This is a genomic window from Pseudoroseicyclus tamaricis (genome assembly GCF_012070395.1).
In the GTDB taxonomy this organism is placed as follows: Bacteria; Pseudomonadota; Alphaproteobacteria; order Rhodobacterales; family Rhodobacteraceae; genus Pseudoroseicyclus_A; species Pseudoroseicyclus_A tamaricis.
The window spans coordinates 549,508-572,827 of sequence record NZ_JAAFYS010000001.1 but is presented as its reverse complement, the minus strand read 5'-3'; the positions used below and the strand labels follow the sequence as shown (position 1 = coordinate 572,827).

20 protein-coding genes are annotated in these 23,320 nt (G+C 70.2%); 7 read left to right on the top strand and 13 right to left on the bottom strand.

Translation table 11 applies throughout. From position 1 onward, the window contains the following. Positions 1 to 155 precede the first annotated feature (155 nt). Positions 156 to 998, top strand: coding sequence for a universal stress protein (locus tag GY170_RS02630; protein ID WP_163889701.1), 843 nt, complete (start codon positions 156 to 158; stop codon positions 996 to 998). Positions 999 to 1,069: 71 nt separating this feature from the next. Here the strand turns inward: GY170_RS02630 and GY170_RS02625 are convergent, their stop codons facing one another. After that, on the bottom strand, positions 1,070 to 1,957 hold the full coding sequence (locus tag GY170_RS02625) for an SDR family oxidoreductase (protein ID WP_163889699.1): 888 nt from the start codon (positions 1,955 to 1,957) through the stop codon (positions 1,070 to 1,072). Between the two features lie 119 nt (positions 1,958 to 2,076). On the opposite strand from GY170_RS02625, the gene GY170_RS02620 reads away from it, so the two are divergent. Next, positions 2,077 to 2,622: a TetR family transcriptional regulator gene (locus GY170_RS02620; RefSeq protein ID WP_203531144.1), complete on the top strand. Its 546-nt coding sequence runs from the start codon at positions 2,077 to 2,079 to the stop codon at positions 2,620 to 2,622. Between the two features lie 133 nt (positions 2,623 to 2,755). On the opposite strand, the gene GY170_RS02615 is transcribed toward GY170_RS02620, so the two are convergent. The 8 genes from GY170_RS02615 to GY170_RS02580 form a co-directional block, all read right to left on the bottom strand. Beyond that, positions 2,756 to 4,990, bottom strand: a complete 2,235-nt coding sequence (locus GY170_RS02615; RefSeq protein WP_163889697.1) for a TRAP transporter permease — start codon at positions 4,988 to 4,990, stop codon at positions 2,756 to 2,758. Between the two features lie 103 nt (positions 4,991 to 5,093). Beyond that, the gene (locus GY170_RS02610; RefSeq protein ID WP_163889695.1) at positions 5,094 to 6,074 is read right to left on the bottom strand and encodes a TAXI family TRAP transporter solute-binding subunit; all 981 of its coding nucleotides are present in this window, start codon (positions 6,072 to 6,074) and stop codon (positions 5,094 to 5,096) included. Between the two features lie 203 nt (positions 6,075 to 6,277). After that, entirely contained in the window at positions 6,278 to 7,615 is a 1,338-nt protein-coding gene (locus GY170_RS02605; protein WP_163889693.1) for a sigma-54-dependent transcriptional regulator, read from the bottom strand. 7 nt (positions 7,616 to 7,622) lie between these two features. Next, positions 7,623 to 9,497: an ATP-binding protein gene (locus GY170_RS02600; RefSeq protein ID WP_163889691.1), complete on the bottom strand. Its 1,875-nt coding sequence runs from the start codon at positions 9,495 to 9,497 to the stop codon at positions 7,623 to 7,625. 66 nt (positions 9,498 to 9,563) lie between these two features. After that, positions 9,564 to 11,300 carry a SulP family inorganic anion transporter gene (locus GY170_RS02595; protein ID WP_163889689.1) on the bottom strand — a complete coding sequence of 579 codons (1,737 nt, stop codon included), beginning with the start codon at positions 11,298 to 11,300 and terminating at the stop codon, positions 9,564 to 9,566. A 50-nt stretch (positions 11,301 to 11,350) separates the two neighbouring features. Beyond that, a complete protein-coding gene (locus GY170_RS02590) occupies positions 11,351 to 12,268 on the bottom strand; it encodes an MBL fold metallo-hydrolase (RefSeq protein ID WP_163889687.1) in 918 nt (305 codons plus the stop codon). Then, positions 12,265 to 12,705, bottom strand: coding sequence for a YeeE/YedE family protein (locus tag GY170_RS02585; RefSeq protein WP_163889685.1), 441 nt, complete (start codon positions 12,703 to 12,705; stop codon positions 12,265 to 12,267). Before GY170_RS02585 ends, GY170_RS02590 begins: the two co-directional genes overlap by 4 nt. 11 nt (positions 12,706 to 12,716) lie before the next feature. Further along, on the bottom strand, positions 12,717 to 13,145 hold the full coding sequence (locus GY170_RS02580; protein WP_163889683.1) for a YeeE/YedE family protein: 429 nt from the start codon (positions 13,143 to 13,145) through the stop codon (positions 12,717 to 12,719). Between the two features lie 96 nt (positions 13,146 to 13,241). Between GY170_RS02580 and GY170_RS02575 the strand changes: the two genes are divergently transcribed. Next, a complete protein-coding gene (locus GY170_RS02575; protein WP_163889681.1) occupies positions 13,242 to 13,541 on the top strand; it encodes an ArsR/SmtB family transcription factor in 300 nt (99 codons plus the stop codon). A gap of 95 nt (positions 13,542 to 13,636) precedes the next feature. After that, the gene (locus tag GY170_RS02570; RefSeq protein ID WP_163889679.1) at positions 13,637 to 14,332 is read left to right on the top strand and encodes a YoaK family protein; all 696 of its coding nucleotides are present in this window, start codon (positions 13,637 to 13,639) and stop codon (positions 14,330 to 14,332) included. Between the two features lie 70 nt (positions 14,333 to 14,402). Here the strand turns inward: GY170_RS02570 and mmsB are convergent, their stop codons facing one another. The 4 genes from mmsB to GY170_RS02550 form a co-directional block, all read right to left on the bottom strand. Continuing rightward, entirely contained in the window at positions 14,403 to 15,635 is a 1,233-nt protein-coding gene (gene mmsB, locus GY170_RS02565) for a multiple monosaccharide ABC transporter permease (protein WP_163889677.1), read from the bottom strand. Between the two features lie 18 nt (positions 15,636 to 15,653). Beyond that, positions 15,654 to 17,171, bottom strand: a complete 1,518-nt coding sequence (gene mmsA, locus GY170_RS02560) for a multiple monosaccharide ABC transporter ATP-binding protein (protein WP_163889675.1) — start codon at positions 17,169 to 17,171, stop codon at positions 15,654 to 15,656. Between the two features lie 55 nt (positions 17,172 to 17,226). Further along, complete coding sequence (gene chvE / locus GY170_RS02555; protein WP_163891115.1) at positions 17,227 to 18,267, bottom strand: multiple monosaccharide ABC transporter substrate-binding protein; 1,041 nt, start codon at positions 18,265 to 18,267, stop codon at positions 17,227 to 17,229. Positions 18,268 to 18,700: 433 nt separating this feature from the next. Further along, positions 18,701 to 19,720, bottom strand: a complete 1,020-nt coding sequence (locus tag GY170_RS02550) for a LacI family DNA-binding transcriptional regulator (RefSeq protein WP_163889673.1) — start codon at positions 19,718 to 19,720, stop codon at positions 18,701 to 18,703. A gap of 100 nt (positions 19,721 to 19,820) precedes the next feature. Between GY170_RS02550 and GY170_RS02545 the strand changes: the two genes are divergently transcribed. From GY170_RS02545 to GY170_RS02535, 3 genes are read left to right on the top strand one after another with little or no spacing between them, the layout of a single operon-like run. After that, positions 19,821 to 20,786, top strand: coding sequence for a glycoside hydrolase family protein (locus GY170_RS02545; protein ID WP_163889671.1), 966 nt, complete (start codon positions 19,821 to 19,823; stop codon positions 20,784 to 20,786). Continuing rightward, a complete protein-coding gene (locus GY170_RS02540) occupies positions 20,783 to 21,961 on the top strand; it encodes a serine hydrolase domain-containing protein (RefSeq protein ID WP_203531143.1) in 1,179 nt (392 codons plus the stop codon). Before GY170_RS02545 ends, GY170_RS02540 begins: the two co-directional genes overlap by 4 nt. A 51-nt stretch (positions 21,962 to 22,012) precedes the next feature. After that, positions 22,013 to 23,302: an ABC transporter substrate-binding protein gene (locus tag GY170_RS02535; protein WP_163889669.1), complete on the top strand. Its 1,290-nt coding sequence runs from the start codon at positions 22,013 to 22,015 to the stop codon at positions 23,300 to 23,302. The last annotated feature ends 18 nt before the right edge of the window (positions 23,303 to 23,320 follow it).

Here is a 23,320-nt window from a genome sequence, read left to right as displayed (position 1 = left end):
GGCACCGCCCGCCCCGCCCCATTCTGCGCCGCTCCCTTCCGCCGCGTCCAGTGCGGGCTCGGGCGGCGACACTTGATCCCGGTCAAGGACGCGCACCGCGCGCAGTGGCAGACTTCCAGTGCCGGGCCGGCCCCGGCCAACCGGAGACGCTTCCCATGAGTATCAAGACCATCGCCCTCGGCCTCTTCTCTGCCCATGAAGCCTCGTGGCTGATCCCGCTCGCCTGCGAGGTCGCCCGCAGCCACGGCGCGCACCTCACGGGCGTGCACCCGGCGCAGGCGGTCATCCCCTATTCCGCCATGGGCGCGCCCTACGGCCCGCTCTTCGAGCCGACGCTCCTCGACTGGCAGCTGGAGGAGAGCGCCGCGATCCGCACCAGCTTCGAGGCGGCGACCCGGGGCGAGAGCTTCGGCGCCGAATTCCGCTCGCAGGGCCCCGGTGCCATCTCCGCCCGCGAGTGGCTGCTGGAGACGCTGCGCGCCGCCGATCTGGTGGTGCTGGGCCGCGCCGACCCGGCCGCGATGCGCCCGGAGGACAAGTGGGCGCAGGAGGCGGCGATCCGCCATGGCGGGCGCCCCGTGCTGATGCTGCCCGAGGGCCGCGGCCTCCCCGCCCCCGTGCGCCGCCTGATGATCGGCTGGAGCCCGACGCGGGAGGCGACGCGCGCCGCCCATGACGCGCTGGCGCTGGCGGCTCCGGGCGCGACGATCGACCTTCTGCGCGTCCACAACCACGCCACGCCCTCGGCGCTCGCCCTCGATTCCCGCCACGACCTCGCCGCCGCGCTCGATAGGCAGGGCTACGCCGTCAGCCTCGTCGACCGCGAGGCGCCGGCGGGCGAGACGGCGAAGACCCTCCTCTCCGCCGCGCTGGAGACGGAGGCGGAGCTGGTGGCGACGGGCGCCTATGGCCACTCGCGCACCTACGACTTCGTCGTCGGCGCGGTCACGCGGCACCTCGTCGAGGGCGCCACCCTGCCCGTGCTGCTTTCAAAGTGACGGCAAACGGGGCGGCGCGAACTGCGCCGCCCCCTGCCGGATCTCTGGGTCGTCGGCATCCCGGACGGTCGTTACCCCTGATAATCCGGCTGCTCGATATCGGCCACGATGCCGGGCTGTTCGGGCTGCCAGCCGAGCGTGTCCCGGGTCCATTCGTTGGAGGCGGGGCCGTCGTTGCCGACCCAGATCGCCAGCGGCCCGAAATGCGCCTCGGCCTCCTCGGGCGTCAGCGACACGGCCGGCAGGCCGAGCTGGCGGCCGAGCGCCTCGGCGATGTCCCTGAACGGCACGCCCTCCTCCGCGACGGCGTGATAGGCCTCGCCCTGGGCGCCGCGCTCCAGTGCCAGCCGGTAGACGCGCGCGGCGTCGAGGCGGTGGACAGAGGGCCACATGTTCGGCCCCTCGCCGATATAGGCGGAGACGCCCTTCTCACGCGCGACGGCGGCCAGCATCGGCACGAAACCGTGCTTCTCCCCCTTGCCATGCACCGACCGCGGATTGCGGATGACGCTGGCGTGGATGCCGCGGTCCGCCAGCGCGAACGCCGTCTGCTGCGAGGCACGGGGGAACGCCGGCATCACCTCGGGCCGGTCCGTTTCCTTCGCCTTTTCGCCCGTCAGGTGGAGGAAGCCGTCCGTGACGATGATGGGCCGCGCCGATCCCGCGAACACCTCGCCGTAGGTTTCGATGGCGGCGCTGTCTTCGGCAGCCAGTTCGGCGATTTTCGAGACATCGAGCCCGAAGGCCGTGTGGATGATCCCGTCCGCCTCTTCGGCGCCGCGGCGCAGGACGTCGATATCCTGAAGCGTCCCGACGAGCGGTGTCACACCCGCGGCGCTCAGCGCGGCGGCCTTGGCCGGCACGCTCGTCAGCCCGGTGACGGTATGGCCCGCGGCCAGCAGGTCGGCCGCGATCATCGAGCCGATCCAGCCGCTCGCCCCTGTCAGAAAGACATGCATGATTGATCTCCTTGCACATGGTGGCGGGGATCCTATGATCCCTGTCAGTCACTGACATAGAGCCGATGTCAGTGACTGACAAGCAAGAACGTCAGTGACTGACAGGGGAGATCGGAGTTTTGGCGGATACGGCGCGGACGCGGCTGCAGCAGGCGGCGGTAGACTTGTTCGGCGAACGGGGGTTCGACAGCACCACCGCCGCCGAGATCGCCGCCCGTGCCGGCGTCACGGAGCGCACCTTCTTCCGGCATTTCGCCGACAAGCGCGAAGTCCTGTTCGACGGGCAGGCGGTGCTTCTGGAGGCGCTGCTTGCCGCGATCGACGACATCCCGCCGGATGCGCCGCCGCTGGGCACCCTGTTCCGCGCCTTCCGGTCGGTCTGTCCGCTCCTCGACGCCAACCGACCCTTCTCCGAGCCCCGGCAGGCGGTGATCTCGGCGACGCCGGCTCTGCAGGAACGCGAACTGGCGAAGACGGCCGCTCTCGCCGCGGCCCTGGCGCAGGCCTTGCGCGCGCGCGGCGTGCCGGATGACAGGGCCGCGTTCGCCGCGCAGATCGGGATGGCCGTCTTCGCCCACGTCACCGTGGATTGGCTGGAGAAGAGCGAACCGGGTCTGACGGACCGGCTGGACCGGGCGGAGCAGGATCTGAAGACGCTGCTATGACCGGCGCCGAGGCCCCCGGCCGTCGGAGACGTCCGAAGCCAACGCTCCCCAAACCCCACATGACAATCCCTCCCGCAGAAGATCTGCGAGAGGGATTCTCTTCAGGCGGCCCCGTCGGCGGCTGGCCCCGCCCTCAGTCCGCCCCCTTCACCACCAGCGGCGCATCCGGGTCCGGGTTGACGAAGCGGCGGACGAGGTAGACGACCGCCGCGATGCCGAGGCCCACGAGGTCCGTCATCAGCCCGCCCTCGATCATGAACAGCGCCGAGACGAGCAGCCCCACCCGCATGTACCAGGCCGTCCGTTCCCCGAGGAACCAGCCCTGCACCCCGGAGGAGAGCAGGAAGACCCCGATCGTCGCCGTCAGGCCGGCGCGCAGCACCTCCATCCACGTGCCGTCCATCAGGAGGGCGCTGTTGTAGAAGAACATGAAGGGCACCACGAAGGCGGCGATGCCGATCTTGAAGGAGGTGACGGAGGTCTCCATCGGGTTGGCGCCCGAGATCCCCGCCGCCGCGTAGGAGGCGAGCGCCACGGGCGGGGTGATCGCCGAGAGCACCGCGAAGTAGAAGACGAAGAAATGCGCCGTCAGCTGCGGGATGCCGAGTTCGACGAGGCCGGGGGCGACGACGGAGGCAGCGACGGCATAGGCGGCCGTGGTGGGCATCCCCATGCCCAGCAGGATGGCGATGCACATGGCGAAGAAGAGGGCGAGCAGCTGGCTCGCCTCCGCCAGCCCGAGCAGCAGGTTGGAGAAGCGCGCGCCGACCCCGGTGAGGGAGATGACGCCGACGATGATCCCCGCGCAGGCGCAGACGGCGATGATCTGGATGGACATGATGCCGGCAAGGTCGAAGGCCTTGACGATGGAGCGCGGCCCCATCCGGTAGGGCGTCAGCCAGCTGACCACGGCGGCGGCGAGCGTCGCCAGCGTGCCGGCGCGGATGACGGAATAGCCCATGAACAGCGCCACGATCAGGATGACGATGGGCAGGAAGAGGAAGGCCCGCCGCGCCATGACGCCGACCTTCGGCAGCTCGTCGCTGCGCATGCCGCGCATGCCCAGCTTGGCGGCCTCGAAATCCACCATGAAGTAGACGGAGGCGAAGTAGAGCACCGCCGGGATGATCGCCGCGATGGCGATCTCGGTGTAGGGGATGCCGGTGATCTCGGCCATGATGAAGGCCCCGGCGCCCATGATCGGCGGCATGATCTGCCCGCCGGTGGAGGCGGCGGCCTCGACGGCGCCGGCGGTCTTCTTGTGGTAGCCGACCTTCTTCATCAGCGGGATGGTCAGCGAGCCGGTGGCGACAACGTTGCCCGCCGAGGTGCCGTTGATCATCCCCATCAGGCCGGAGGCGAAGATCGCCACCTTGGCCGGCCCGCCCCGCGCCCGGCCGGCGACGGCGAAGGCGAAGTTGACGAAGTAGTCCCCCACCTTCGAGGCCTGCAGGAAGGCGGCGAAGATGATGAAGAGGATGATATAGGTCGAGGAGACGGCCGTCGTCGGCCCGAGGATGCCGGCATCCGTGTAGACCTGGCTGAAGAAGCGCTGCCAGCTGATCGCCGGCGCCGTCAGGAAGCCGGGCAGGAACGGCCCGAGGAAGACATAGGCGAGGAAGACGGCGGAGATGATGACGAGCGCGATCCCGGCGACGCGGCGCGTCAGTTCCATGATCAGCGCCACGCCGGCGACGGCGGCGATGGAGATGCCGATGGGCGCAAACGGCGTGCCCGTCGAGTTGCGCATGAGCGTGCCGTAGATCGTGATGAGATAGGCCGCGACGGCGATACCGCAGACGCCGAGGACGAAATCCGCCGGCGACACGCCCGCGCGCGGCCCCCGATGCGCCCATGAGAGCAGGATCGCCCCGCCGGTGGCGATGAGCAGCGGCACCCCGAAGGCCCAGATCTCGCGGGAGCGGATGGCCTCGTCGACGCCGTTCCACATCACGCCGCCGGCGATCTGCGTGGCGAACCAGATGGCCGCGCCGAGGGCGATGAGCGCCGGGATCATCAACACCATCGCCATGCGCCCGATCATCGGCCGCCTGTCCTCCTCCTCGTCGCCGAAGGGGCCGGAGGCGAAGAGGATGAAGCCGAGGAACAGCGCGCCGGCCACGTGCACGATGCGGAAGTTCCACGTCTCCATCGGGAAGGTGGGCAGGAAGGGGATGCGGATGCCGGTGATCTCGTAGATCGACAGCCCGTTGAGCGCCGCCATGTGGAAGGCGGCGTAGAACGTCGCCAGAAGGCCCACGGCCGTGAACCGCCAGCCGGCGAAGATGCGGCGGTTGGTCTCGATCACCTCATCGTCGACCCCATCGGCGACGATGGGCTCCATCGTCTCGTCCCTGCGCTCGCTCATGTCTTTCTCCCCTCCCCCTGTTGTCGCGCCCACAACTCACGGGGCGCCCGTGTCACCCGATGGGCGGGCCGCGCCGGTGAGGGGCGCGGCCCGCAGCCGCGCCTCAGCCGCCGATCATGTCATCGGCGATGTCGGCGCCGGCATTCTCCTCGAACCAGCGCGCCGCGCCGGGGTGCCAGGGCAGGACGGTGTTCTTGTCCCAGTTCTCCGGCAGCGTGGAAGTGGCGGCGCGGTGGATGTTCACCATCCGCTCGTTGTCGGACATCACGATGTCCACGACCTCGTAGATGAAGTCCTCCGGCAGGTCGCAGCCGGCGATGGCGAAGTTCCACATCGAGACGGAGCGGGCCGGCTCTTCCAGCGTGGAATAGGTGTCGGCCGCGATCTCGAAGGAGGAGACGGGGAAGGCCTCCAGCAACTGCGCCTGCTCTTCCTCGGTGAACTCGATGATGTTCACGTCGGTCTGCACCTCCAGCTGGCTGACGGCCGGCACCGGCACGCCGGCGGCGAAGGCGATGACGTCCAAGAGGCCGTCCTGCAGCTGCCCGCCGAGGTCGGACCAGCCGCCGTTGCGGCGGTCGTAGTTGACGCCGAGCGTGTCCATCATCTGCGGGAAGTAGGTGTCGGAGGTGGAGCCGGCGGGGCCGAAGCCGATGCGGGCGCCGTCGGGGATGTCGGAGACGCTCTCGATCCCCGAGGAGGCCAGCGCCGTCACCGAGAAGGGCGTCTGGTACATCGGGAAGATGGCGCAGGCGCCCGTCATCTCGAGGCCCGGCGCGATGGGGTTGGTGCCGGCGAGGGACTCGGCGGCGGGGCCCATCGTCGTCATCCCGAAGGCGGCGTCGCCGGTATGGACGAGCGCCATGTTCTGCATCGGGCCGCCGGTGACTTCACCGCCGCCGGAGATGCCCAGCTCGTCGGCCACGAGGTTCGCCCAGCCGGAGCCGTAGGCGAAGTAGGTGCCGCCCTGGCTGGCGGTGCCGACGGTGAAGCTGTCGGGCCAGCCCTCGCGGTCCTGCGCGACGGCGGCGCCGCCGGTCAGGACGACGGCGAGCGAGATGGCGGAAATGGCTGTGAATTTCATGGTCTTCTCCTCCGTTGGGACCGGCAGTCCGCCGCGAGAGGGGCGGCGGCCGACCGGTTGGGCGAAGGAAGGCCACGGGGGCAGGCCGCCATGCAAGCCGCTCAAGGCAGCCATGCAAGCCTTGCCGGGCAGAAAAGCGGCCGGATGTTCCCGCCGCCACCCGCGATGCCGTTCGCGTGGGTGGCAGACCACCCCTCGGGCGCCTAGTCCTTGAAGTCCTCGCGGCGCAGGCCGTGCTTCTGCATCTTTTCGTAAAGCGTCTTCCGGGCCAGCCCGAGGGATTCGTAGGTCGCCTTCACGCTGCCGTCGTTGGCCGCCAGCGTCCGCGCGAGGACGTCCCGCTCGAAGCGCTCCACCTGCTCGGCGAGCGTCACGCCCGGCGGCTCCGGCAGGGGCTCGTCGGAGAGGCCGAGCACGAAAAGGTCGGCGGCGTTGCGCAGCTCGCGCAGGTTGCCCGGCCAGTCGCGGGCGGCGATGCGCATGAGCTGCTCGGGCGTCACCTCCGGCGCCGGCCTGTCCACCTCCCGCGCCGCCAGCGCCACGAAGGTGGCAAAGAGGCGCGGCACGTCGCTGCCCCGCTCGGCCAGCGGCGGCAGGCGGAGCGTCACCGGGTTGATGCGGTAGAGGAGGTCGTCGCGGAAGGCGCCCTCCGCCACCCGCTCCTCCAGCGGCACGCGGCTGGAGGCGATGAAGCGCGCGCCCAGCGGCACCGGCTCCTGCGCGCCGAGGGGCAGGATGGCGCGGTCCTCCAGCACGCGCAGGAGCTTGGCCTGCAGGGGCAGCGGCGCCGAGCTGATCTCGTCGAGGAAGATCGTCCCGCCGCGCCCATGCTCCAGCCGGCCGGTGCGCGCCCGCGCCGTGCCCGGCCCGGCGCCGGCGACATGGCCGAAGAGCTCCGCCTCCACCTGCTCGGCCGGCAGGGCGGCGAGGTTGATGGTGGCGAAGGGCCGGCGCGGATCGCCGCCGAGGGCATGGATGGCGCGGGCCACATGCTCCTTGCCCGTGCCGGTGGGGCCGACGATAAGCACGTCGAGCGGGCTGGCGGCGATGGTGGGCAGCTTGCGCTTGATCTCCTGGATCGCCGGGCTCTGCCCCAGCACCAGCGCATCCAGCGCTGCATCCGGCGGCGGCGTGCGGCGCAGCGCCCGCAGCTCCATGCTCATGCGCCGCCGCTCCAGCGCGCGGGCGATGGCATGGGTCAGCCGTTCCGAGGGGAAGGGCTTCTCGATGAAGTCCCACGCCCCGCGGCGGAGCGCATCGACCGCCAGCGGCACGTCGCCATGCCCGGTGATGAGGATCACCGGCAGCTCGGCGTCGCGCTGCAGCGCCGCCTGCAGGAAGGCCAGCCCGTCCATGCGCGGCATCCGGATGTCGGAGACGACGGCGCCGGCGAAATCGGGCCCCAGCCGCTCCAGCGCCGTCTCCGCCCGCGCGAAGGCGGCGACGGTGAGGCCCGCCAGCTCCAGCGTCTGCGACAGGGAGGCGCGGATATCCTCGTCGTCGTCGACGAGCAGCACGTCGGGCTCGGGCGCGGCGCTCATCGGCGGCTCACTGGGCGGCCACCTGCGGCGCCTCGGCCGCACGGGCGAGCGTGACGACGAAGCGCGCACCCCCTGCCCCGCGCGGCTCGGCGCGCATCTCGCCGCCGAAATCGCGGACGATGTTGTAGCAGATCGACAGGCCGAGGCCGAGGCCGGAGCCGACCTCCTTGGTGGTGAAGAAGGGATCGAACACCTTGGGCAGCACCTCCTCGGGGATGCCCTCGCCATTGTCCTCCACCACCATCGTCACCCGCTCGCCCTCCACCGCGCAGCGGATGGCGATCTGGGGCACCCGCTCCTCCGGCACCGCCTCCATCGCGTTGCCGACGAGGTTCATCACCACGTGCTGCAGCCGCACCGCGCCGCCCATGACCGCCAGCCCGCCTTCCCCCTCCACCCGCACCTCCGCGCCCCGCCGGGTGATGCGGCCGGAGAGGAGGGCCAGCGCCTCGGCGATGACGCCGTCCAGCGCCACCGCCCCCGTCTCCCCGTCCGAGCGGCGGGCGAAGCGGGTGAGGTGCTTGGAGAGCTGCGCCATCCGCTCGGTCAGGCGCAGGATGCGGCGCAGGTTGTCCTCCGCCCGCTCGCTGCGGCCGGCGTCGTAGAAGGCGCGGGCATTCTCGGCATAGGTGCGGATGGCGGTCAGCGGCTGGTTGAACTCGTGGCTCAGCGCGGCGGACATCTGCCCCAGCGCCGCCAGCTTGCCAGCCTGCACCAGCTCTCCTTGCGTCTGGCGCAGCGAGGCCTCGGCCGCGATCCGCTCCGACACCTCGGCCTCCAGCCTGCGGTTGGAGGCGGAGAGCTCCGCCGTCCGCGCCTCCACCTTGCGCGCCAGCTCCACCCTCGCCCGCTCCCGCTCCGCCAGCCTGTCCTCCAGCCGGCGGCGGCGCTGCATGGCCAGTCCGGCGAGGGCGCCGGCGGCGACGAGGGCGGCGATGACGGCGGCGAGGGCGGTGCGCATCTGGCTGCGGAGCGCGGCGGTGTCATAGAGCAGGTGCATCTGCCAGCTCTCGCCCGGCACCGGCGCATCGAAGCGGATGTAGTCGCGCGGGCGCCCGCCTTCCGTCGTCGCCGGGCCGGTGACGGTGGGCAGGCTCGCCCAGTCGCCGGCGGTGGCGACGGGGGCCGGCGCGATGGCGCCGAGGTCGTAGCGCCGCGTCTCCTCCACCCGCGCCTGCGCCTCCGCCGGGGCGGGGCGCAGTGCCGTCAGCCGCAGCTCCGGCAGGCCGGAGAGGATGACGACGCCGGCATCATCCGTCACGAAGAGCGGGTTGGCGGCGTCGGCCAGCGCCGCCTCCAGAACGTCGGGGGAGATCTTGACGGCGATGACGCCGAGGATCGTCTCCCCGTCGCGGATGGGGGCGGAGACGTAGTAGCCCCGCAGGCCCGAGGTGGTCCCCAGCCCGAAGAAGCGCCCGGACTGACCGGCGATCGCCTCGGTGAAATAGGGGCGGAAGGAGAAGTTACGCCCGACGAAGCTGACCTCGCCGAACTGGTTGGAGGCGGCCAGCGTCGTCCCGTCGGGGCCCATGACGTAGGTGTCCGACGTGCCGGCAATGTCGTTCCACTCCTTCAGGACCTCGCCTAGGGCGATGAGCTCTGCCGGCGTGACGTCGGGCGTCAGCGTGGCGCGCACCCGCGGATCCTCGGCATAGAGGCTGGGGAGCGCGCGGTGGCGGGCGAGCCAGCCGGTCACCGTGCCTTCCGTCCGCGCGAGGATGGAGGCGGCGTCGTCCGCCGCCCGGTCGCGAAGCACCCCCTGCACGGCCAGAAGCGCCGCCGCCCCCAGCACCAGCGCGACGAGCAGCGCCGCGACGAGCGTCGCCGCCGGCGTCAGCCGCGACGGGCGGGAGAGGGAGATGGGCCGAATGACGCTCTGCATCGGCCAAGGATACGGCATCCACCGCGCCTGCCAAGCCGGCGCGTCCTCCGATTGGCGCGGGGGGCGTCAGCCCGGGCGGCTCGGCCGGCCCTCCGCCAGCCGGCAGACGGCCTCGTGCTGGCTGAGGAAGACCTCGCCGGTCAGCTCCTCCAGCAGCTTGCAGCGCTTCAGGCGGTCCATCACCGGGCCTTTCACCTCGCTCAGGTGCAGCCGGATCCCCGCCTCCCGCAGGCGCGCATTGATCGCCTCCAGCGATTCCAGCGCCGAGAGGTCGATCTCGTTCACCGCGGGGAACATCAGCACCACATCCGTCAGCTCCGGCTTCTCCGCCACGAAGGCGGCCAGCCGGTCCTCCAGGAAGCGGGCGTTGGGGAAGTAGAGGCTCTCGTCCACCCGCAGCGACAGCACGTGCGGCTGCGTCTCGACGTCATGGCGCAGCACGTTGCGGAAGTGCTCCGTCCCCGGCACCCGCCCGACGACCGCCATGTGGGGGCGCGACGTCTTGTAGAGGTGCACGAGGATCGAGGTGAGCGCCCCGGCCATCACCCCGATCTCAACCCCCGCCAGCAGCGTCAGCAGGATGGTCACCGAGACGGCGGCGAAGTCCGTCCGGCTGAAGGCCCAGGCCCGCCGCAGGATCGACAGGTCGACGAGGCTCAGCACCGCCACGATGATCGTCGCCGCCAGCGTCGCCTTGGGAAGGAAGTGGATCAGCGGCGTCAGGTAGAGCGCCGCCAGCGCGAGGCCGAGGGCGGTGAAGGCCCCGGCGGCCGGCGTCTCCGCCCCCGCGTCGTAATTGACGACGGAGCGGGAGAAGCCCCCCGTCACCGGGAAGCCGCCGGTCATCGCCGCGCCGATGTTCGCCGCGCCGAGGCCGATCAGCTCCTGATCCGGGTCGATCCGCTGCCGGGTGCGGGCCGCGAGCGTCTGCGCGACGGAGATCGATTCCACGAAGCCGATGATGGAGATCAGCAGCGCCGGGACCGCCAGCTCCGAGATGAGCGCCGGCGACAGCGACGGCAGCGTCAGCGGCGGCAGGCTCTGCGGCACCTCGCCCACGATGGCCACGCCCCGCGCGCCGAGGTCGAAGCCCCAGACCGCCAGCGTCGTCGCCACGATTGCGACGACCGGCCCCGTGCGCGCCCCGAGGTCCGCCATGCGGGGGCCGAGGCCGAGCCGACGCAGCAGCGGCTTCAGCCCGCCCCGCACCCAGTAGAGGAAGGCCGTGGCCGCCACGCCCAGCGCCAGCGTGACCGGGTTGGTCTCACCGATATGCGCCCAGAGCCCGGCGACGATCTCCGGCAGCGTGTCCCCCTCGCCCTCGATGCCGAGGATGTGGTGCAGCTGGCTCGCCGCGATGAGGATGCCGGAGGCGGTGATGAAGCCGGCGATGACGGGGTGGGAGAGGAAGTTGGCCAGAAAGCCCAGCCGGAAGAGCCCCAGCGCCAGCAGCATCGCCCCCGAGAGCAGCGCCAGCGTCAGCGCCGCCGCCATGTAGCCGGCCGTGCCGCTCTCGGCGACGCCGCCCACTGCCGTCGCCGTCATCAGCGAGACGACGGCGACGGGGCCGACGGCGAGCGCGCGGGAGGTGCCGAAGAGCGCGTAGAGCAGGATCGGCGCGATGGAGGCGTAGATCCCCGCCTCCGGCGGCAGCCCCGCCAGAAGGGCATAGGCCAGCGATTGCGGGATCAGCATGATCGTCACGATCACCGCCGCCACCGCATCCCCGGTGAAGGCCGCCCGGTCGTAGCGCCGGCCCCAGTCGAGGATCGGCAGGTAGCGCGACAGCTGCGGCAGGGACATGGCGGGGACTCCGGGGCTGGGAGAGGAGGGCGGAGGCCGCCCCCGGGGCGTCACTCGAAGCGGTTCACGGGCAGCTTGAGGTAATGGTGGCCATCCGCCTCCGCCGGCGGCAGCCGCCCGCCGCGCAGGTTGATCTGCAGCGCCGCGAGGATGCGGTCCGGCAGCGGCAGCGTCGCATCCCGCTCCTGCCGGCGCCGGATGTAGGCCCCGCGCCTAGTGCCGTTCTTCACGTGCCGGTTGCCGGCCCGGTGCTCGGCCACCGTCGCCTCCCATTGCGGCTCGTCCCGCCCCTCGGCGCCGTAGTCATGGCCGACGAAGAGCCGCGTCTCCCCCGGCAGCGCGAGGATCGCCTGGATCGAGTCCCAGAGCTCGGAGGTCTTGCCGCCCGGAAAATCGGACCGCGAGGTGCCGACATCGGGCTGCATCAACGTGTCATGCACGAAGGCCGCGTCGCCGCAGACATAGGTGATCGAGCCGAGCGTGTGGCCGGGGGAGAGCATGACGCTCATCTCCAGCTCGCCGAGGCGGAAGGTCTCGCCCTCCTCGAAGAGCCGGTCGAAATCCCGCTCCGGCGCGAAGGCGCCGGGCAGGTTGTAGAGGCCGGCCCAGATGTCGGCGATGTCGGGCACGAGCGCCCCGATGGCGTTGGGCGCGCCCGTCCGCTCCTTCAGATGGGCCGAGGCCATGACGTGGTCGGCATGGGGGTGGGTGTCGAGCACCCAGTCCACCGTCAGCCCCTGCTCGCGCACCAGATCAAGCACCTGGTCCATGCTGCCGGTCGAGAAGCGGTAGTTCTTCGGATCGAAGTTCCACGCGACGTCGATCAGCGCCGCCTTCTTCGTCGGCGGGTCGGCGCAGATGTACTGGATGGAGCCGGTATCGGGCTCGTAGATGCCCCAGACATCGGGGCTGCCCGCCCCCGTCGAGGGGGAATGGCGGACGACACGGGTCTTGAGGGGGGCGCTCATCGGGTCGCTCCTTTCGCGGTCAGGCTGAGGTCCGGGACACGGCGGGCCGCCCACATGCCGGCGAGCATGAAGGGCACGAAGATCAGCGTCCCGCTCGCCGCGAGGGGCAGCGCGGTGAGGGCCGGGCCGGGGCAGAAGCCGCCGAGCCCCCAGCCGACGCCGAAGATCACGGCGCCCGAGATCAGCCGCGCGTCGAGGTCCCGGCGGGTGGGGATGCGGAAGGCGGTGTCGAAGAGCGGCCGGCTGCGGGCCCGGGTGAGCAGGGCGTAGCCCGGCGCGGTGACGAGGATGGCGCCGCCCATGACGAAGGCGAGGCTCGGGTCCCACGACCCGAAGATGTCGAGGAAGTTCAGCACCTTGGCCGGATCGGACATGCCCGACAGGATCAGCCCGGCGCCGAAGAGCAGGCCCGAGAGGAGAGCGAAGAGTTGTTTCATGCGAGGGCGCCTCAGATCAGGTGGCGGGTGACGAGGACGGTCAGCACCGCCGCCGTCATGAAGGTCACGGTGGCGACGATCGAGCGGGCCGAGCCGCGCGAGATTCCGCAGACCCCGTGGCCGGAGGTGCAGCCGCCGCCGAGGATGGCGCCGAAGCCGACGAGCAGGCCGGCGACCGCCATCAGGAGCGGGCTGGACGGCACCCGTTGCTCCGGCCAGCCGCCGGAGACGAGCCACCACAGCGGCGCGGCGAGCAGCAGGCCGAGGATGAACAGGGCCGAGACGCCCCGCGCCTCGCCATCGGTGGCGCGGGCGAAGATGCGCGAGGTCAGCCCGCTGATCCCGGCGATGCGCCCGTTGGTGGCCATCAGCAGCAGGGCCGACGCGCCGATCATCAGGCCGCCCCCGAGCGAGGCCAGGGGGGTGAAGGCGGTTTCCATCTCATCGCTCCGTGCTAACAATAATTGGTCGCGGCGCTTGCCTCGACTGACAGGCCCAATATATGCATCATTCAGAATATACAAGAGGCCGCATATATGGAAGCTGACGCGCTCCTTCAGGGAGACATCAAGGGCGCCGCCACCCTGATGGGGCTGCTCTCGTCGGAGACGCGGCTGCGGATCCTCTGCCGCCTCCTCGAGAGGGAGCAATCGGTGGGGGAGCTGGCGCGCCTGTGCGACATCCCGCAGCCGACGATGTCCCAGCAGCTCAAGCGGCTGAAGGAGGCCGGGCTGGTCGAGGCGCGGCGCGAGGCGCAGACCATCTACTACCGGCTCGCCGGGGAGGAGGTCATCGCCATCCTCGAGACGCTGCACCGGCTCTACTGCGCCCGCTGAGGCGGGGCCCCGTCCCTTCCGGCGGAGATGTCGCGCCCGCCGGCCTTGCCGCCCGGCGCAGCGGCCCCCTAGGTTGCCGGCAAAGGGGGCGCGGGATGCTGATACATGTCGGAGGGGAGCGGACGGTCGCGATCGACCTGCGGCTGGCGGCCTGGCTGGCACTGGCGGCGGGGGCGATCAATGCCGCCGGTTTCCGGTCGCTGGGCTACTTCTCCGCCAACATGACGGGCAACGTCTCGACGCTCTCCGACATGATCGCGCTGGGCACTTGGCGCCCGGCGCTGCTCGTCGCTGCGCTACTCGCGGCCTTCATCCTCGGCGCCTTCGTCTCGACGCTGCTGATCGAGGCGGGGCGGCGCCGGCGGATCCTCGGGATCTACGCCTTCAGCATCCTGCTGGAGGCGCTGCTCCTCCTCGCCCTCGCCCTCCTCGACATCGCGCTGCCGCCGCAGATCGGGCGGTGGACGATGCTGCTCGGCCTCAGCCTGCTGATGGGCCTGCAGAACGCGGCAACCACCCATATCTCCGACGCCCGCGTCCGCAGCACCCATGTCTCCGGTGTCGCGACGGACATCGGCATCGCCCTCGCGCTGCTCACCGGCCGCGCCGATTCCGCGCAGGTCCGCCCGCGGCTGAAGCTGCATGGCGCCACGCTCGGGGCGTTCCTCCTCGGCGGGGTGGCGGGTGTCTGGGGCTACGAGCGGGCCGGGGCGCTGGTCTTCGTCGCCGTCGCGCTGCTGCTCCTCGCTCTGGCCCTGCCGCAACTTGGGCGCGCCCGCGCGGCGGGCTGAGGCCCCCGCAGACAGGAACGGCGCCGCACCCGCCTCCCGGGTCCGGCGCCGTCCGCCAAGGGGCCCTGCCCTACTTGTTCTTGTTGTAGACGTCGAAGATCACGGCGGCGAGCAGCACGAGGCCCTTGATGACCTGCTGGTAGTCGATGCCGATGCCGAGGATCGACATGCCGTTGTTCATGACCCCCATGATGAAGGCGCCCACCACGGCTCCCACGATCCGCCCGACGCCGCCCGACATCGAGGCCCCGCCGATGAAGACGGCGGCGATCACGTCGAGCTCGAAGGCATTGCCGGCCTTGGGCGTCGCCGTGTTGAGGCGGGCCGCGAAGATCAGCCCCGCCAGCGCCGCCAGCATCCCCATGTTGACGAATGTCAGGAAGGTCAGCCGCTCGGCCTTGATGCCCGAGAGCTTGGAGGCCTTGAGGTTGCCCCCCACCGCATAGATGCGCCGGCCCAGCGTCGTGTTCTCCGTCATGAAGGCGTAGAGCACGATCAGCACGCCCATGGTGATGAGCACGTTGGGCAGGCCGCGGAAGGTCGCCAGCTTCCACGCGATGAAGACGATTGCCCCGGCCACCAGCACGTTGCGCAGCGCGAAGAAGGCCATCGGCTCGATATCCATGCCGTAGCGCGCCGATTGCCGGCGGGTGCGCAGGCCGCTCAGCACCAGCGCCGCGGCGAGGAGAACGCCGACGACGACCGCGAAGCCGTTGAGCCGCTCCATGCCGAGGAATGTCTTCACGAAGGGCAGCAGGTCGGGGATGAACCCGGTGGAGAGCGACTGGAAGGACCGCTCAAACGGGCCGACCGACTGCCCCTCCAGCAGCCAGAGCGAGGCGCCGCGGAAGACGAGCATCCCCGCCAGCGTCACGATGAAGGAGGGGATGCGCCAGTAGGCCACCCAGTAGCCCTGCGCCGCGCCGATGGCGGCGCCGACGAGCAGGCAGGCCGGGATGGTGATCCAGACCGCCCAGTCCCAGTTGACCATCATCACCGCCGCCAGCGCCCCGACGAAGCCGACGACGGAGCCGACCGACAGATCGATATGCCCGGCCACGATGACCAGCAGCATGCCCAGCGCCATGATGATGATGTAGCTGTTCTGCAGGAAGAGGTTGGTGATGTTCACCGGCTTCAAGAGGGTGCCGTCCGTGGCGATCTGGAAGAAAGCCATGATCGCGATGAGGGCGAAGAGCATCCCGTATTCGCGCAGGTGGCTGCCGAGGAAGGCGCCGATGCCGCTGGGATGCTCGGCGGGGCGCTCGTCGGCCACGCCGGTATTGGGTTCGCTGGTGCTCATGTCTTGCCTATTGCCCCCTCATTCATCGGCCAGGATGCGGCCCATGATCGCCTCCTGGCTCGCCTCGGATGCGGCGAGCTCGCCCACGATCCGGCCCTGGTTCATCACGTAGATGCGGTCGCACATGCCGAGCAGCTCGGGCATCTCGGAGGAGATCATGACGACCCCTCTGCCCTGCGCCGCGAGGTCGTTCATGATGCCGTAGATCTCGAACTTCGCGCCCACGTCGATGCCGCGCGTCGGCTCGTCGAGGATCAGCACCTCCGGCTCGGCGAAGAGCCATTTCGACAGCACCACCTTCTGCTGGTTGCCTCCGGAGAGGTTCACCACCTTCTGGTGCACATTGGGCGTGCGGATGTTCATCGCGCTCCGGTAGCGCTCGGCCACCTGCTGCTCCTCGCCGCTGCTGAGGACACCGCCGTTCGAGACGCCGGCAAGGTTGGCGAGCGTGATGTTGCGCACGATGGGCTCTTCGAGGATGAGGCCCAGCTCCTTGCGGTCCTCCGTCACGTAGGCGAGCCCGGCCTGGATGACGCGCGGCACCGTCGAGGTATCGACGGGCCGGCCCTTCATGCGCACCTCGCCGCTGATGTTGGTGCCGTAGGAGCGGCCGAAGATGCTCATCGCCAGCTCGGTACGGCCGGCGCCCATCAGCCCGGCAATGCCGACGATCTCCCCGGCGCGGACGGTCAGGTCCACCCCGTCGATCACCTTGCGGTCGGCCTGCTCGGGGTGCCAGACCGTCCAGTCTTTCACCTCCATCAGCGTCTCGCCGATCTTCGGCGTGCGCTGCGGGTAGCGATGCGCCATGTCGCGGCCGACCATGTCGCGGATGATCCTGTCCTCGGTGAGGTCGGCGTTGGGCATGGTGCCCACCGTGGCGCCGTCACGCAGGACGGTCACCCGGTCAGCGACCTTGCGCACTTCGTTGAGCTTGTGGCTGATGATGATGGAGGTGACGCCCTGCGCCTTCAGCTCCAGGATGAGATCGAGCAGCTTGGCGCTGTCCTGCTCCTGCAGGGCCGCCGTCGGCTCGTCGAGGATGAGCAGGCGCACGTCCTTGGCCAGCGCCTTGGCGATCTCCACCAGCTGCTGCTTGCCGACGCCGATCTTGCCGACCAACCGCGTCGGCGGATCGCTGAGGCCAACCTTGGCGAGCAGCTCCTCCGTGCGCCGGTAGGTGGCCGGCCAGTTCACCACGCCGCCGCGGGCCTGCTCGTTGCCGAGAAACAGGTTCTCGGCGATCGACAGCAGCGGCACCAGCGCCAACTCCTGGTGGATGATGACGATCCCCGCCGCCTCGCTGTCGGCGATGTCGCGGAAGCGCGCCTCGGCGCCGTCGTAGAGGATCTGCCCCTCGTAGCTGCCATGCGGATAGACCCCCGACAGCACCTTCATGAGGGTGGACTTGCCGGCGCCGTTCTCGCCCACCAGCGCGTGGACCTCGCCCTCCTCGACGGTGAAGCTCACCTCGTCGAGCGCGCGGACCCCCGGAAATGTCTTTGTGATCGCCTGCATCTCCAGCAGTGCGGCCATGTGCGTGCCCCCCTGTCGCGCGGCGGGGCCCCGGCTCGGGGGCCCCGCCATTGGCTCACTGCAGCTGGTCTTCGGTGTAGTAGCCGGACCCGAGGAGCACGTCCTCATAGTTCGAGCTGTCCACCGACACCGGCTCGAGCAGGTAGGACGGCACGACCATCACGCCGTTGTCGTAGGTCTCGGTGTCGTTGATCTCCGGCTCGCCGCCTTCCAGCAGCGCCTGCACCATGCCGACGGTGACCCGCGCCAGCTCGCGCGTGTCCTTGAAGACGGTGGAGTACTGCTCCCCGGCCTGCATCGACTTGACGGAGGGGATCTCGGCGTCCTGCCCGGTGACGATCGGCATGGGCATGTCGCCCGAGCCGTAGCCCACGCCCTTGAGCGAGGAGAGGATGCCGATGGACAGCCCGTCATAGGGCGACAGCACGCCGTGGATCTGCTGGTCGCCGTAATTGGCGGAGAGCAGGTTATCCATGCGCGCCTGCGCCACCGCGCCGTCCCAGCGCAGCGTGCCGACGACGTCCATCCCCGACTGGCCGGAGACGACGTTGACGCTGCCGTCATCGATGAGCGGCTGCAGCACGCTCATGGCGCCGTCGTAGAAGAAGTAGGCGTTGTTGTCGTCCGGGCTGCCGCCGAAGAGCTCGACGTTCCACGGCTCGACATCGGGGAAGCGCTCCTCGAGGCCGGCGACGAGGCTTTCCGCCTGCTGCACGCCGACCTGGAAGTTGTCGAAGGTGGCGTAGTAGTTGACGTTGGCGCTGTCGCGGATCAGCCGGTCATAGGCGATGACCGGGATGCCGCTGGCGGCCGCGTTCTCCAGCGCGTTCGACAGCGTGGTGCCGTCGATGGCGGCAATCACCAGCGCGTCGACGCCCTGGGTGATCATGTTCTCGACCTGGGCGAGCTGCGTCGGGATATCGTCCTCGGCATATTGCAGGATCGTGTCGTATCCGGCGGCCTCGAATTGCTCGACCATCGAATTGCCGTCGGAAATCCAGCGGGCCGAGGATTGGGTCGGCATCGCGATTCCGATGGTGCCCATGTCCTGCGCGAAAGCTGGAACGGCGGCGAGGGTGGCGGTGGCCAGGCTCATGGCCAGGGCCGCACGGCGGGTCAGTCTCACGTGATCGTCCTCCTTAGACGTGTCGGCGCACGAGGCGGCGCCGCTCCTCCCTTGTCCGACCGAGCGGTCACGACCCTCTGCCGGAGGCATGATCGACCCTAGCGAGCCGGCTGCCCGAGATAAGTAATATAGTATGACTTTTATCGCGCAAGCTTAATTGAGTGGGGCCCGGGAAAGCGGCGGGCTGACCTCGGCGGGCGTCCCGCCCGGATCAGACTGGCCGCCGGCGATCTCATGGAGGAACGTTTGGGCAGGCGTGTCTGACCTTCCGAGACCACCCGGCCGTTGCACGCTATGCCTGATGGCCTGGAGCTCAGAAACCCAGACCTTAAGAAAGAGGAGGCTGGGCCCACCCGGTCAAGTCCGCCGTCAGGCAGAGACCACAGCGACGGTGCGAGCGCCCCTACCGAGCCGCCCGGATCGACCCTCGCTCGATCAGCGGCATCGTCACCAGCTCCTCGCCCTCTTCGGGGCGGACGACGCGGGCGACGGCGCGGGCGCCCATCTCGTCGTGCGGCAGGGCGATGGTCGTCAGGCCGGGGCGCAGGTAGGCCGCCAGCTCGTCGTTGTCGAAGGACATCAGCGACACCTCCTCGGGGATGCGCAGCCCCAGCTCCATGCAGGCCTGGTAGGCGCCAAAGGCCAGCCGGTCGTTGAGGCAGAGCAGCGCACGCGGCCGGTCCGCCCCCTGCAGCAGCTCCATCGCCGCCGCGTAGCCGTTCGACGGCTCCCACTCCCAGATCGACAGCTCGCGCGCGAAGGTCGCACCCCTCGCCTCCATGCCGGAGCGGATGCCGTCCAGCCGCCGCTGGATCGGCAGCGAGCGGAAGAGCCCCTCCTCCGCCGCCGCCTCGTGGCCGACCAGCGCGACGGAGCCGAGGAGCCCCGCCGCATCCAGCCGCGCCACCGCGTCGCGCCCGCCGCGCTCCTCGTCGGGCAGGACGGAGGCGGGGCATTGCCGGGACGTGCCGTTGAGCACCACCATCGGGATGCCGGGCGGCGTCTTCGACAGCGTGATCTCGCGGGCGCGCATCGAGGCGATGATGATGCCGTCCACCTGCCGGTCGAGCGCGGCGTCGATGGTGCGCGCCTCGCGCCCCGGCTCGCCGCCCGTCTCCATCACCATCAGCGTCTGCCCCTCGCTCGCCGAGGCGCGCAGGGCGCCGCGAATCAAGCCGTTGGCGAAGCGCGTCGTGGCGACGTGGTCGGAGATGAAGGCGATGGCGTGGCTGCGGTCGGTGCGCAGCGCCCGGGCCGCGACGTTGGGGCGGTAGCTCAGGGCTGCCGCCGCCTCGTGGACGCGCTGGTGCGTCTCCTGCGAAAAACGCGTGTCGGGACGGCCGGATAGGATCATCGATACGGTGGCGGAGGAGACCCCCGCCCGCTTCGCCACGTCGGCCATCGTCGTTCTGCCGCGGCCCATGGCCCCTCCCTTTGCTCAATCGTTTTACTAGGGGGATTGAGTTCCGATGCCAAATAGGTAAATCGTTTTAGCAAGACTGCTCGGGAGGAGTGACGACAGCATGGGCTTCGACAAGGCCGATCATTGGGTGTGGGACATGTGGTTCGCCGACGACGGCGATCTCTTCCACATGTTCTACCTTCACGCCCCCCGCAGCGTCGGCCATCCGGACCTGCGCCACCGGAACGCCCGCATCGGCCACGCCACCTCCGCCGACCTCAGGGACTGGCAGGACCACGGCCGCATCTTCGACGCCGGCGCGCCCGAGGACTTCGACGCCACCTGCACCTGGACGGGCAGCGTCATCCGGGGCGACGACGGGCTCTGGCACCTGTTCTACACCGGCACCCGCTTCACAGACCCGGCGGACGCCTCGCACCACGAGAATGTCGAGACCATCGGCCACGCTGTCTCCGAGGACCTGCACGCCTGGGTCAAGCGGCCCGGCCCCGTCTGCACCGCCGATCCGCGCTGGTACGAGACGCTGGGGAGTTCCTCCTGGCCGGAGGAAGCCTGGCGCGACCCGTGGGTCTACCGCGACGGCTTCGGCCCGTGGAATATGCTCATCACCGGACGCGCCAACGACGGCCCGGATGACGACCGCGGCGTCATCGCGCTGGCGACCTCCGACGATCTTCACAGCTGGCAGGTCCAGCCGCCGCTCAGCGCCCCCGGCGCCGGCTTCGGGCATCTGGAGGTATTCCAGATCGTCGAGGTCGAGGGTCACCGCTTCCTGATCTTCTCCTGCGACACGGCCAAGCTCGGCGGCGCCCGCACCGGCGAGACCGGCGGCATCTGGGCCGTGGCGGAGCGCGACGGCAGCTGGCCCGTCGCCGAGGCGAGCCTGATCGTGAACCAGGATCTCTACGCCGGCCGCGTGGTCATCGACCGCGCCGGCAAGGCGCAGCTCATGGGCTTCGACAACCGGGGCGGCGTTGAGTTCAAGGGCGGCATCGCCGATCCGCGCCCCCTGACGGTAGATACCAGCGGCGCCCTGCCCCGCCTGACACTGGAGAATGCGGCATGAAGGCCGACGCGCTGACCATCGACGGGCAGGTCGCCCCCGGCTTCAACACTGTCGCCTTGGCCTTCCACGACGCCTTCGAGGGCCGCCCCGAGATGGGCGCGAGCCTCGTCATCTACCGCGATGGCACCCCGGTCATCTCCCTGCACGGCGGTGTCGCCGATGCCCGCAGCGGTGCGCCATGGACGGCGCAGACAGCGACGCCGGTCTTCTCCTGCTCCAAGGGCATGATGTCCGTCCTGCTGGCCCAGCTCGTGCAGGAGGGCCGGCTCGACTATGCCGCCAAGGTCGCCAGCCTCTGGCCGGACTATGCCGCCGAGGGCAAGGGTGAGACCAGCGTCGCCGAGGCCATCTCGCACCGCGCCGGCCTCTCCGCGGTGCGCGACTGGCTGACCTCGCCGGAGCAGATCGCCGATTTCGACGGCATGGCCGCCCGCCTCGCCGCGCAGAAGCCGCTGTGGGAGCCGGGCACGGGCCACGCCTATCACGCGCTGACCCATGGCTGGCTGACGGGCGAGATCGCCCGCCGCGCCTCGGGCCAGCCGCCGGCCGAGGCCTTCGCCGCCCGCATCGCCGCGCCGCTCGGTGCCGATGTCTGGTTCGGCCTGCCGGAGGCGGAAGCGCCCCGCGTCGCGCATGTCCGCGTGCACCCCGCCCTCAGCGAGGCCTGGGTTGAAGAGGCCAAGAAGGACAGCCCCGAGGCGCCCTACTGGCCCTATCGCTCCATGACCTTCGGTGCCGCCCTGCCCGCCGATCTCGTCACCGAGGACGGCGGCTGGAACGACCCGATGCTGCAGCGCGCCGTCATCCCCGGCGCCGGCGCCATCGCCACCGCCGACGGGCTGGCCCGCATCTGGTCGGCCACCGTTCGTCCGACCGGCGGCACGCGCCTGCTCACCGACGAGACGCTGGCCCTCGCCACGCAAACACAATCCGAAGGCCCGCATGTCTTCGAGGGGCCCGGCCCCTTCGCGGCCTGGGGCATGGGCGTGCAGCTCGACAGCGAGGCGCGCCGCTACCTCGGCCCCACCAGCTTCGGCCATGACGGCGCCGGCGGGCAATGCGCCTTCGCCGACAGCGAGGCCGGCATCGGCTTTGCCTTCGTCACCAACTGGATGGAGGGCGCGGGCGACGACCGCGCCACCCGGATCATCGAAGAATTGCGGGACGCGCTTTAGACGCGCGCCCGCGAGCCCCGGCACCTGCCGGACCACAGTGGAGGAAACGACATGACGACCACCAAACTCATCGCCGGCTTCGCGCTTGGCACCTCGGTGCTGGCCACGGCCGCCGCCGCGCAGGAATGCGGCAGCGACCCGGTGACGCTGAACGCCTATTTCGAGACGGGCTTCCCGCTGCCCACCGAGCTCGCCACCGAGTTCACCAACCAGTTCCCGAATGTCACCTTCGACATCCGCGAGGACCAGTTCGCCAACCTGATGGAGAACACGCCGCGCCTGCTCTCCCAGGAAAACGCGCCGGACCTCGTCCGCCTGCCCTCGATCTCGGATCTCGTGACCAACGGCCTGCTGATGAACCTCGACGGCTATTACGAGGATTTCGGCTGGGATTCGTTCCCCGAAGGCAACCTCGTGCAGCTGCGCATCGACGAGTCGGGCCGCCCCCGCGGCGTGGGCTCGCTCTACGCGATGGGTCTGAACTACTCGACGACCGGCATCTTCTATAACAAGGACCTCGCCGAGCAGATCGGGATGACCGAGACGCCGACGACCCTCGCCGAGCTCGATGACGCGCTGGCCGCCGCCGAAGAGGCCGGCATCCTGCCGATCATCCAGTGGAACAAGGACACCGCCGGTCTCGCCTTCCCGCTGCAGAACCTGATGGGTGTCTATGGCGACCCCGAGCCGATCAACGCGTGGATCTTCCAGCAGGAAGGCGCCACGATCGACACGCCCGAGAACCTCGAAGCCGCCCAGCACCTCAACGGCTGGATTGAAGCCGGCTACTTCCCCGAAGACGCCAACGCGGTGGATTACTTCACCATGATGAGCCGCTTCACCGGCGGTGAGGGCCTCTTCATGTTCAACGGCGACTGGGAATCGGCCAACCTGCAGAATGCCATGGGCGACAGCGTCGGCTTCTTCCTGATGCCGCCGAACCCCGAGAGCGGCCGTCACGCCACCATGTCGTCGCCGCTGACCTTCGGCATCGGCGCCAATGCCGAGAACCCGGACTGCGCCGCGTTCTTCCTCGACTGGGTTGCCACCAACGAGACCGCCCGCGAGATCAACGTGGCCGTCGGCGGCTCCAACCCCGGCGGCCCCGCCGACATGGAGATCCCGCCGCAGGAAGAGGGCTCGCTGATCGCGCAGACCCTCGCGGCCGGCCAGGTCATCGGTGCCGACAACGGCGCGATGGACTTCATCGCCAACGCGACGGGCGCCATCTTCGCCGCCGGCTGGACGCCGGAGCTGCAGAAGATGGTCGGCGGCGTGCAGGACCCCGAAGGTCTGCTCGACGACGTGCAGGAAGAGTACGAAGACCAGCTCTCCCGCTAACCCAAGCCCCTTTCAGGA

What these genes read in the sequence shown, in the direction of transcription:
- GY170_RS02615 (WP_163889697.1), bottom strand. Translation starts at nt 4,990, where the DNA reads ATGAGCGAGCGCAGGGACGAGACGATGGAGCCCATCGTCGCCGATGGG.
- GY170_RS02625 (WP_163889699.1), bottom strand. Translation starts at nt 1,957, where the DNA reads ATGCATGTCTTTCTGACAGGGGCGAGCGGCTGGATCGGCTCGATGATC.
- GY170_RS02585 (WP_163889685.1), bottom strand. Translation starts at nt 12,705, where the DNA reads ATGAAACAACTCTTCGCTCTCCTCTCGGGCCTGCTCTTCGGCGCCGGG.
- GY170_RS02610 (WP_163889695.1), bottom strand. Translation starts at nt 6,074, where the DNA reads ATGAAATTCACAGCCATTTCCGCCATCTCGCTCGCCGTCGTCCTGACC.
- GY170_RS02595 (WP_163889689.1), bottom strand. Translation starts at nt 11,300, where the DNA reads ATGTCCCTGCCGCAGCTGTCGCGCTACCTGCCGATCCTCGACTGGGGC.
- GY170_RS02540 (WP_203531143.1), top strand. Translation starts at nt 20,783, where the DNA reads ATGAAGGCCGACGCGCTGACCATCGACGGGCAGGTCGCCCCCGGCTTC.
- GY170_RS02580 (WP_163889683.1), bottom strand. Translation starts at nt 13,145, where the DNA reads ATGGAAACCGCCTTCACCCCCCTGGCCTCGCTCGGGGGCGGCCTGATG.
- GY170_RS02570 (WP_163889679.1), top strand. Translation starts at nt 13,637, where the DNA reads ATGCTGATACATGTCGGAGGGGAGCGGACGGTCGCGATCGACCTGCGG.
- GY170_RS02535 (WP_163889669.1), top strand. Translation starts at nt 22,013, where the DNA reads ATGACGACCACCAAACTCATCGCCGGCTTCGCGCTTGGCACCTCGGTG.
- mmsA (WP_163889675.1), bottom strand. Translation starts at nt 17,171, where the DNA reads ATGGCCGCACTGCTGGAGATGCAGGCGATCACAAAGACATTTCCGGGG.
- GY170_RS02605 (WP_163889693.1), bottom strand. Translation starts at nt 7,615, where the DNA reads ATGAGCGCCGCGCCCGAGCCCGACGTGCTGCTCGTCGACGACGACGAG.
- chvE (WP_163891115.1), bottom strand. Translation starts at nt 18,267, where the DNA reads ATGAGCCTGGCCACCGCCACCCTCGCCGCCGTTCCAGCTTTCGCGCAG.
- mmsB (WP_163889677.1), bottom strand. Translation starts at nt 15,635, where the DNA reads ATGAGCACCAGCGAACCCAATACCGGCGTGGCCGACGAGCGCCCCGCC.
- GY170_RS02630 (WP_163889701.1), top strand. Translation starts at nt 156, where the DNA reads ATGAGTATCAAGACCATCGCCCTCGGCCTCTTCTCTGCCCATGAAGCC.
- GY170_RS02545 (WP_163889671.1), top strand. Translation starts at nt 19,821, where the DNA reads ATGGGCTTCGACAAGGCCGATCATTGGGTGTGGGACATGTGGTTCGCC.
- GY170_RS02550 (WP_163889673.1), bottom strand. Translation starts at nt 19,720, where the DNA reads ATGGGCCGCGGCAGAACGACGATGGCCGACGTGGCGAAGCGGGCGGGG.
- GY170_RS02600 (WP_163889691.1), bottom strand. Translation starts at nt 9,497, where the DNA reads ATGCAGAGCGTCATTCGGCCCATCTCCCTCTCCCGCCCGTCGCGGCTG.
- GY170_RS02590 (WP_163889687.1), bottom strand. Translation starts at nt 12,268, where the DNA reads ATGAGCGCCCCCCTCAAGACCCGTGTCGTCCGCCATTCCCCCTCGACG.
- GY170_RS02575 (WP_163889681.1), top strand. Translation starts at nt 13,242, where the DNA reads ATGGAAGCTGACGCGCTCCTTCAGGGAGACATCAAGGGCGCCGCCACC.